The following is an 8240-nucleotide window of genomic DNA, read 5'->3' on the forward strand; positions in this document are numbered from 1 at the left end:
CGGCGCGGCGAAGCCCCGGCGGTCGCGTTCAGCCCGCCAGCGTGCCGGCCAGCGCCTTGGCGATCAGCGCGCGGGTCTCCGCCACGCCGTAGATGGCGACGAAGGAGCCGAAGCGCGGCCCACGCTCCTGGCCGATCAGCACCTGATAGAGCGTGTTGAACCACTCCACCGACACCCCCGGCTTCTCCGGCGTGGCGCCCTTGGCCTTGAGGTCCTGGTAGCGCGGGATCGGGCGGGCCACGTCGTAGAGCGCGGTCTGCACCTCCTCGGCGGTCGGAGACGGCGGCAGGGCGGCAAGCGCCGCGTCGAGCACTTCCAGGGCCCCGCGCTCCACGTCGTCGGGCGCGCGGAACACCTTGCTGGGCCTGACGAAGTCGTTGAAATACTTCACCGCATAGCCCACCAGCTCGGCGAGCTTGGGATGGGTCTCAGCCGACACGCCCGGCACGTGCCGGTTCAGGAAGCCCCACAGCACGCTCTCATCCTCGGTGTTGGAGGCCGAGGCGAGGTTGAGCAGCATGGTGAAGGACACCGGCATGTCGATCGCCGGCGGCTCGCCGGAATGGATGTGCCACACCGGATTGCCCAGGCGGTTCTTCCAGTCCTGCGTCGGATAGCGGGCGAGGAAGCTGAAATACTCGTCCACCGCCTTCGGGATGACATCGAAATGCAGCTTCTTGGCCGAGCGCGGCGACTGGAACATGTAGAGCGCCAGGCTCTCTGGGCTGGCATAGGTCAGCCATTCGTCGATGGTCAGGCCGTTGCCCTTGGACTTGGAGATCTTCTGGCCGTTCTCGTCGAGGAACAGCTCATAGACATAATGCTCCGGCGCGGTGCCCCCCAGGACCTCGCAGATCTTGTCATAGACCGGCGCGTTGGTCTGGTGGTCCTTGCCGAACATCTCGAAATCGACGCCGAGCGCCGCCCAGCGGGCACCGAAATCCGGCTTCCACTGGAGCTTCACCTTGCCGCCGGTGACGGGCAGCGTCTTGTCCACCCCGTCCTCGTCGGTAAACGTGATGGTGCCGGCCTTGGCGTCCACCGCCTTCAGCGGCACATAGAGCACCCGGCCGCTGACCGGCGAGATGGGCAAAAACGGGCTGTAGGTGGCCTGGCGCTCCTCGCCCAGCGTCGGCAGCATCACGGCCATGATGGCATCGTACTTTTCCGCCGCGCGCAGCAGCACGGCGTCGAGCTTGCCGGACTTGTAATAATCGGTGGCGCTGGCGAATTCGTAGTCGAAGCCGAAGGTGTCGAGGAAGCGCCGCAGCATGGCGTTGTTGTGGTCGCCGAAGCTCGGGTAGTCGCCGCCGAACGGATTGGGCACTGCCGTCAGCGGCATCTGGAGATAGGGCTCCAGCGCGGCCCGGTCCGGCACGTTCTCCGGGATCTTGCGCATGCCGTCCATGTCGTCGGAGAAGCACAGCAGGCGGGTCTTGATCTTGTCTTCGGTCAGCACGTGGAAGGCATGGCGCACCATGGTGGTGCGCGCCACCTCGCCGAAGGTGCCGATGTGCGGCAGGCCCGAGGGGCCGTAGCCGGTCTCGAACAGCACCTCGTCTTTCGGCTTGCGCTTCAGCCGCGCGACGATCTTGCGGGCTTCCTCGAACGGCCAGGCGCCTGCGGTTTCCGCAAACGTGCGCAGTTCGGTGGCAAGGTCTTCGGTCGGGGCGGCCGTGGTCATGTCAGGTCTCCGGGTCAGGGCGCCGGCCTTGCGGCGGGCGCGGCCTGGAATTGCGCGCGGGGCGAAGCCGCGTCGGGGCGCGCGGGGCCGTGGCCGGGCCACCGCGCGACCCTGCTCTAGTGCATGTGTCCAGCTTGGAGAAGGGACAGAGAAAGCCGGGGCGCACTTTTATGCATGCGCACCGGGCGGGCAGCGCCTCTACAGCGCCGGCACCACGCCGTCGCGGCCCACCAGCACGCGGGCGGCCTCCGGCACGCCGTCGGCGCCGGGGGTGGTGCGCATCAGCACCTGCGCGCCGGGCTTCAGTTCGCTGGCGCTGCCGGGCTCGAAGCGCACCAGCGAGGTCTGCGGCGTGACGCGCACCTGCTTCTCCCCGCCCTTGAAGGCGATGGTCAGCAGCGAGCCGTCCTTCTCCACCACCTTCTGCGCCAGCGCGCCGTTGGTCATGCTGGAATTGGGCGCCACGTCATAGCCGTGGGTGCCCTCCCCGACGCCGCGCTGCGCCGGCTGGAACACGTGGATCGACACCGCCGTCTCGGGCGCGCCCGCCGGGGCGCCGGGCTGCGGCACCGCCGCCACGCCCACATAAGCGTCGGTGGGGATGTCGGCCATGGTGATGGGCACGAGGCCGGTCACCGCCGGCGTGGCGGCGAGCCGCACCTTCACCGTGGCGCCGGCGCGGGTGGTGAGCGTGAGCATCGCCCCGTCCACGGCGGCGATGGCGCCGCGCACGGTGCTTGGCGCGTTGGCAGTGGTGGTGCCGGCGGCCTGCGCCGCCGCAGGGCCGGCGGGCAAGGCGGCGAACGCCGCGAGCAGGCAGGCTGCGGGAAGGATGGGCGCCAGGGCAAGGCGGGGGATGCGGCGCAGCGACATGGGGGCCTCCGGGAAGCGGCCCGCCAGCGGCGGACCCTGCCCCATCTCAGCAAGACGGCCCGCGCGCGCCACACACGATTGCGACATTTCGCCTGCCCTCGCGGCAGGCCGGATCAGCTCAGTAGAAGCCCACCGGGAACCAGCGCAGATAGAGGTCGGTATAGACGCCCTTCTCCCACACCCGCTGCAATGCATAGTCGATGGCGCGGCGGAGCTGCTCGTTGCCCGGCTTCACCGCCACCGCGAGGCCGTCGCCGAAATAGCGGCTCTCGGTGAACGGCCCGCCGACGAAGCGGCAGCAGCCGGCGGCCTGGGCGCTGTTCAGCCACAGCGACAGCGAGATGCCGTCGCCGAACAGCAGGTCCGCCTGCCCGGAGGTGAGCGCGGCGCGCGCCCCCGCCGCGTCCGGATAGGGCCGGATCGCCGCCTCGTTGAAGAAGGCCCGCAGATAGGCCTCGTGCGCCGTCCCGCCCACCACGGCGACGCTTTTCGAGGCCACTTCCGCCGGGCTGGCGGCGGTGAGCGCGATGTCGCCGCGGCCGACGAAGCGGGCCGGCGTGCCGAGATAATGCTCGGAGAAATCCGCCCGCGCCCGGTTGGCGGGGCTGGCGGCGACGCCGGCGATCACCGCGTCGCCCTTGTTCTGCTCCAGCGCGTCCAGCAGCGTGTCGAAGGCCACCGGCTGGATGGTGCAGGTCACCGCCAGCTCGGCGCACACCGCCCGGGCGAGGTCCACGTTGAAGCCCATCAGCGCGCCATCGGCGGCGGCGAAATTGAACGGCGGATAGTCGTCGGTGGTGAGGAAGCGGATGGTGGAGGGCAGGCGCGTGGCGTCCGGCCGCTCCAGCCGCCGCGACGCGCTCCAGAAGCTCGGCACAACCGGACCGGCCGCCGTTCCCGGGCTCTGGGCGTGGAGCGGCGCCACCGTCAAGGGGCCGGCGAAAGCCAGCACCAGCGCGGCGGCACCCAATCGCCGCAACCTGGACGCGAAACAAATCAGCGCTAGCGCCTGCATGACTGCCATACTACCCTTGCGAGCATCGGATCTCCCGGGGGGAGTGGATCATGGTGGGCGAGGCCGCGCGCGACCGCAAGCGGACGATGTTTGCCGATCCGGCTCCGCCACCCCGCTTCCCCGCCACTGCCCGCTTCGCACCCCCGCTGCCGGTGGAGCTCGACGCCCTGCGCGGCCATGTGGCGCCCGAGCTGCTGGCCTGGGCGCACGCCCGCGCCCGGGCGCTGCGGGTCGGCGGCGACGAGGTGCTGATCTGCGCCGGCCACCTCTCGCCCGATGCCGCCTGCGCCCGCGCCGCCGCCCATCTGGGGCTGGGCGTGGACCCGTTGACCGCGCTGCCCTTTCCGCCCGCGCTCACCCCCGACGTGCTGCGCCTCGGTACCATCCTTGCGCCGCGGGACGACGGCGACGCCGTCTATACCTTCGCCGCGCGCGGCCTCGCCTTGCGCCGGCTCGCCCGCGCCCTGAAGCGCGATCCCGATCTGGCCGCACGGGCGCGCCTCGTCCCGCCGGAACGGTTCCACCTGGCCCTGGCCCGGCATGGCGCCGCCGGCATCGGCGCGGAGGCCGCCTTCGGCCTGCGCACCCGCGCACCGGACCTCTCCGCCGCTCTGCTCACCCCTTCCCGCCGGCTGCTGCCGCCCCTGGCGCTGGGGGCTGCGACGTTCGTCGCGCTCACGGCGACGGCGCCGCTCGCCACCCTGCTGGCGGTGGAGGGGCTGCTGTCGGCGGTGTTCCTCGGCGGCGCGGCGCTGCGGCTCGGCGCCTGCTTCGTCAAGGCCCCGCGCGAGGTGCCGCTCGGCCTCGGCGGCGCCGATCTGCCGCCCTACAGCGTGATCGTGCCGCTCTATCGCGAGGTGCGGGTGCTGCCGCGCCTGGTGGCGGCGCTGCGGCGGCTGGACTATCCGCCGGAGAAGCTGGACATCAAGCTGGTGATCGAGCCCGACGACGCGCCCATGCGCGCCGCGCTGCGCCGCATGGCCCTGCCGCCCTGGTTCGCGGTGGTGGTGGCCCCCGCCGTCGGCCCGCGCACCAAGCCCAAGGCGCTCAACGCCGCGCTGCCGTTCGCGCGCGGCCGCTATGTGGCGGTGTTCGACGCCGAGGACGTGCCCGCCCCCGACCAACTGCGCCGGGCGCTCGCCGCCTTCCGCGGCGCCGGGCCGGCGGTGGCCTGCGTGCAGGCCCGCCTCACCGTGGAGAATGCGGAGGACAGCTGGATCAGCCGGCATTTCGCGGCCGAATATGCCGGCCACTTCGACGTGCTGCTGCCGGCGCTGGCCAGCCTCGGCCTGCCCATCCTGCTGGGCGGCACCTCCAACCATTTCCGCCGCGATAGATTGGAGGCCGTCGGCGCCTGGGACCCCTACAACGTCACCGAGGACGCGGATCTGGGCGTGCGCCTTGCCCGCGCCGGCTGGGCCACGGCGGTCATCGCCTCCTCCACCGAGGAGGAGGCGCCGATCTCCCGGCAGGCCTGGATGGGCCAGCGCACGCGCTGGCTGAAGGGCTGGGCGCAGACCCTGCTGGTGCACGGGCGCGAGCCCCGCCGGCTGGGCCGGGACCTGGGCTGGGGCAACATGGCGGCCCTGGCGCTGCTCACCGCCGGCCCGTTCGCCTCGGCGCTGGTGCACCCCTTGTGCCTGGTGGTGCTGGCGGCGGACATCGCCCGCGGCGTGTTCCTGATGCCCTCCGGCAGCGCGCTCGGGGTGGCGGTCACCGCGCTGTCGGCCACCAATCTCGCCGTCGGCTACCTGGCCGCCGGGCTGTGCTGCGGGCTCGGCCTGCGGCGGCGCGGCCGGCTGGCGCTGGCGCCGGTGCTGCTGGGCCTGCCGCTCTACTGGCTGTTCCAGTCGGCCGCCGCCTGGCGGGCCGTCGTGCAACTGGTGGTGCGGCCGCACTGGTGGGACAAGACCGAGCACGGCCTCGGCCGGCGCCGCCCGGTGCCGGGCCGCCGCCGGCACATGCGCGCCGTCGCGGCTCAGAGGTAGCGCTTCAGCTCCGCCGCCGCCTCGGCCGGCGGCCGCTTGGTGTTGAACGGGGCGATGAAATTGCCCGACTTGTCCATCAGATAGATCACCGCCGTATGGTCCATGGTGTAGTCGCCATCGGCCAGCGGCACCTTGCGGGAGAACACCCGGTAGCCCTTCTTCACCGCCTCCACCTGCTCCGGCGTGCCGGTGAAGCCCTTGATCTGCGGCACGAAGCTGGAGACGTAGGACTTCATCACCTCCGGCGTGTCGCGCTCCGGGTCCACCGTGATGAACACCGCCTGCGCCTTGTCCGCATCCGGCCCGAGCGCGCGGAAGATCTCGGAAATCTCGAACAGCGCCGTCGGGCAGACGTCCGGGCAGTGGGTGAAGCCGAAGAACACCAGCGTCGGATGGCCCTTCAGCGCCGCCTCCGTCACCACCGCGCCATCCTGGTCGGTCAGCCGGAACGGCCCGCCCACCAGCGAGGTGGTGCCGGCCACCGGCCGTTCCGGCATCAGCAGCGTGACGCCCACCACCAGCAGGAGCGCGCCGGCGGCGAACGCGCAGAACAGGGCGATGATCTTGGTGCGGGAGGACAAGGCGGGCATGGGGCGGCGGTATCCGTGACGATCGGGCGGAAATCAACGGGCGGAAATCAGCGGAGAGTCAAAAGCACGTCGCGAGCCCGGCCGCCACCGTGTCGAAGAAGATGGCGACGCCATGGCGCATCCACAGCAGGCCCGCCGCGCCGACCAGCAGCATGACCACGGCGGCGATGCCGAGGGTGAGCACGCGCATGCGCCAGCCCGCCCCCGCTTCCGCCGCTTGCGGCTGTGCCGGCGCCTCATGGACACCGGCCGCCCCGTGAACCTCTGCGCGCATGGGTTTCGCAATGCCTCGCCACGGCCGGAGGTCGCCCGGCCGGAGCGCAGTCTAAGGCCATCCGGCCTTGCGCTGAAAGCAACTTGGCGCGAGCCGGCATGAGGCGGACGCAAGGCTGCGGCCGTTGACGCCGCACCCGCATCCGCCTAACCTCAAATCCATGTGCATTTCCGGTTGCGAGACATCGCGCCCCTTCGGTGGCGCGCTGCGAATTCTCCGCCCGGTCGACCAGGTCGGCCGGGATCGCTGAATCGCATCTGTCGCTCGTATATCCGGAATTCCGTCCATGTCTGACCTCTCGCGGGTGCCTGCCGGCGCCGCCTATCGCCTTGTCGTCGAAGCCACGCCCGATCCCAACGTGCTGCTGCGCCTCCTTGAGCCGTTCGTGATCCACGACGTGCTGCCCCATCGCGTCGACGTCGCCTATTGCGGCGGCGCGCTCTGCGTGGAGCTGGAGTTCACCGCCGCCCCCGATCTCGCTCTCCGGCTGGAAGGCCGGCTGCGGGTGATGGTGCCGGTCAGCGACGTGGAGATGGTGCGGCTCGGCGAGGGCCTTCCTCACAGCGGAGCGGCTCTCACCGCCGCAGCCTGACCCCCATGCTCGGCATTCTCGCGGACCTCGCGCTCATCGTCCTTCCGGTCTTCGGGATTGTCGGGCTCGGCTACGGGGCATCGAAGACCCGCCTTATCAGCGACACCGCCTCGGACGGGCTGGCGGAATATGTCTTCAGCCTCGCGGTGCCGATCCTCATCTTCAAGACGCTGAGCGAGAGCAAGCTGCCCGACGCCCAGCCCTGGGGCTATTGGATCGCCTATTTCACCGGCGCCTTCGCGGTGTTCTTCATCGCCTCGCTGGCGGCGCGCAAGCTGTTCCACCGCTCGCATACCGAGGCGGTGATCCACGGCTTCTCCGCCGGGCAGGCCAACACCGTGTTCGTCGGCGTGCCGCTGATCCTCAAGGCCTATGGCGAGGAAGGCGCGGTGCCGCTGTTCCTGCTGATCGCGGTGCACCTGCCGATCATGCTGGTGGCCGCCACCATCGCGGTGGAGGGCGGCTCGGGCTTCTCGCTGGCCACCGGCAAGCGCCTGTTCCGCTCGCTGGCCTTCAATCCCATCCTGCTCGGCATCTATGCCGGCGGCCTCGGCCGGCTGTTCGGCTTCGAGGCGCACGGCGTGCTCAAGCAGGTGCTGGACATGATGGCCGCCTCGGCCACCCCCTGCGCGCTGATCTCGCTCGGCCTGGCGCTGAAGCGCTACGGCGTCTCCGGCGACCTGCGCCCCACCGCCCTCATCTGCGGGCTGAAGCTGATCGTGCACCCGCTGCTGGTGCTGGGCCTCACCCGCATCCTGCCCATGCCGCCGGTGTGGGCCGGCGTCGCCGTGCTGTTCGCCGCCATGCCGTGCGGCATCAATGCCTATCTCCTGGCCCAGCGCTACGGCGTCGGGGTCGGCACCAGTTCCAGCGCGGTGTCGCTCTCCACCGCGCTCGGGCTCATCACCATCACCTTCTGGCTCTACGTGCTGGGGGTCGGCTAGGTAGTGTGGACTCTTGGGGTTCCCGGGCTGAATGATCTGTGATTCAAAGCTGCCTTTGATGAGGCAGCGATGGGTGTTCTTGATCGACTGGTGCTTGGGGATGAGCAGTGGGCGCGGATAGCGCCGCACATCATCGGCGACGAGCGGACGCGCGGCTCTTCGGGCCGGGACAATCGTATGTTCATCGAGGCGGTGCTGTGGATCGTGCGCACCGGCTCGCCTTGGCGCGATCTGCCGGAGCTGTTTGGAGAATGGAACACCGTCTTCCGTCGCTTCAGCC

General features: G+C 70.8%; 9 protein-coding genes. 4 read left to right on the forward strand and 5 right to left on the reverse strand.

All coding sequences use genetic code 11. From position 1 onward, the window contains the following. Positions 1–28: 28 nt before the first annotated feature. The 3 genes from YU1_RS0116830 to YU1_RS29915 all read right to left on the reverse strand — a co-directional run bounded on the left by YU1_RS0116830 (position 29) and on the right by YU1_RS29915 (position 3527). A complete protein-coding gene (locus tag YU1_RS0116830) occupies positions 29–1684 on the reverse strand; it encodes a lysine--tRNA ligase (protein WP_029005067.1) in 1656 nt (551 codons plus the stop codon). Between the two features lie 198 nt (positions 1685–1882). Then, positions 1883–2557, reverse strand: coding sequence for a hypothetical protein (locus tag YU1_RS0116835; RefSeq protein WP_051356961.1), 675 nt, complete (start codon positions 2555–2557; stop codon positions 1883–1885). Between the two features lie 118 nt (positions 2558–2675). Beyond that, positions 2676–3527 carry a transporter substrate-binding domain-containing protein gene (locus tag YU1_RS29915; RefSeq protein ID WP_245263362.1) on the reverse strand — a complete coding sequence of 284 codons (852 nt, stop codon included), beginning with the start codon at positions 3525–3527 and terminating at the stop codon, positions 2676–2678. A 95-nt stretch (positions 3528–3622) separates the two neighbouring features. On the opposite strand from YU1_RS29915, the gene YU1_RS29920 reads away from it, so the two are divergent. Then, entirely contained in the window at positions 3623–5560 is a 1938-nt protein-coding gene (locus YU1_RS29920; protein WP_051356962.1) for a glycosyltransferase, read from the forward strand. Here the strand turns inward: YU1_RS29920 and YU1_RS0116850 are convergent. Further along, on the reverse strand, positions 5551–6150 hold the full coding sequence (locus YU1_RS0116850; RefSeq protein ID WP_029005069.1) for an SCO family protein: 600 nt from the start codon (positions 6148–6150) through the stop codon (positions 5551–5553). The genes YU1_RS29920 and YU1_RS0116850 overlap by 10 nt on opposite strands. Before the next feature lie 58 nt (positions 6151–6208). Beyond that, positions 6209–6424: a hypothetical protein gene (locus tag YU1_RS33535; RefSeq protein WP_156922211.1), complete on the reverse strand. Its 216-nt coding sequence runs from the start codon at positions 6422–6424 to the stop codon at positions 6209–6211. A gap of 286 nt (positions 6425–6710) precedes the next feature. On the opposite strand from YU1_RS33535, the gene YU1_RS29925 reads away from it, so the two are divergent. The 3 genes from YU1_RS29925 to YU1_RS29930 form a co-directional block, all read left to right on the forward strand. Beyond that, a complete protein-coding gene (locus YU1_RS29925; RefSeq protein ID WP_051356963.1) occupies positions 6711–7016 on the forward strand; it encodes a hypothetical protein in 306 nt (101 codons plus the stop codon). Positions 7017–7021: 5 nt separating this feature from the next. Next, the gene (locus YU1_RS0116865) at positions 7022–7960 is read left to right on the forward strand and encodes an AEC family transporter (protein ID WP_029005070.1); all 939 of its coding nucleotides are present in this window, start codon (positions 7022–7024) and stop codon (positions 7958–7960) included. A 69-nt stretch (positions 7961–8029) separates the two neighbouring features. Further along, a partial coding sequence (locus YU1_RS29930; RefSeq protein WP_035714732.1) for a transposase occupies positions 8030–8240 on the forward strand: 211 nt, incomplete at its 3' end.

Source organism: Azorhizobium doebereinerae UFLA1-100 (assembly GCF_000473085.1).
GTDB lineage: Bacteria > Pseudomonadota > Alphaproteobacteria > Rhizobiales > Xanthobacteraceae > Azorhizobium > Azorhizobium doebereinerae.

Bases quoted from the DNA above. Each gene is read 5' to 3' on its own strand.
- YU1_RS0116830 (WP_029005067.1), bottom strand. From the start codon at position 1,684: ATGACCACGGCCGCCCCGACCGAAGACCTTGCCACCGAACTGCGCACG.
- YU1_RS0116835 (WP_051356961.1), bottom strand. From the start codon at position 2,557: ATGTCGCTGCGCCGCATCCCCCGCCTTGCCCTGGCGCCCATCCTTCCC.
- YU1_RS29920 (WP_051356962.1), top strand. From the start codon at position 3,623: ATGGTGGGCGAGGCCGCGCGCGACCGCAAGCGGACGATGTTTGCCGAT.
- YU1_RS0116850 (WP_029005069.1), bottom strand. From the start codon at position 6,150: ATGCCCGCCTTGTCCTCCCGCACCAAGATCATCGCCCTGTTCTGCGCG.
- YU1_RS33535 (WP_156922211.1), bottom strand. From the start codon at position 6,424: ATGCGCGCAGAGGTTCACGGGGCGGCCGGTGTCCATGAGGCGCCGGCA.
- YU1_RS29925 (WP_051356963.1), top strand. From the start codon at position 6,711: ATGTCTGACCTCTCGCGGGTGCCTGCCGGCGCCGCCTATCGCCTTGTC.
- YU1_RS0116865 (WP_029005070.1), top strand. From the start codon at position 7,022: ATGCTCGGCATTCTCGCGGACCTCGCGCTCATCGTCCTTCCGGTCTTC.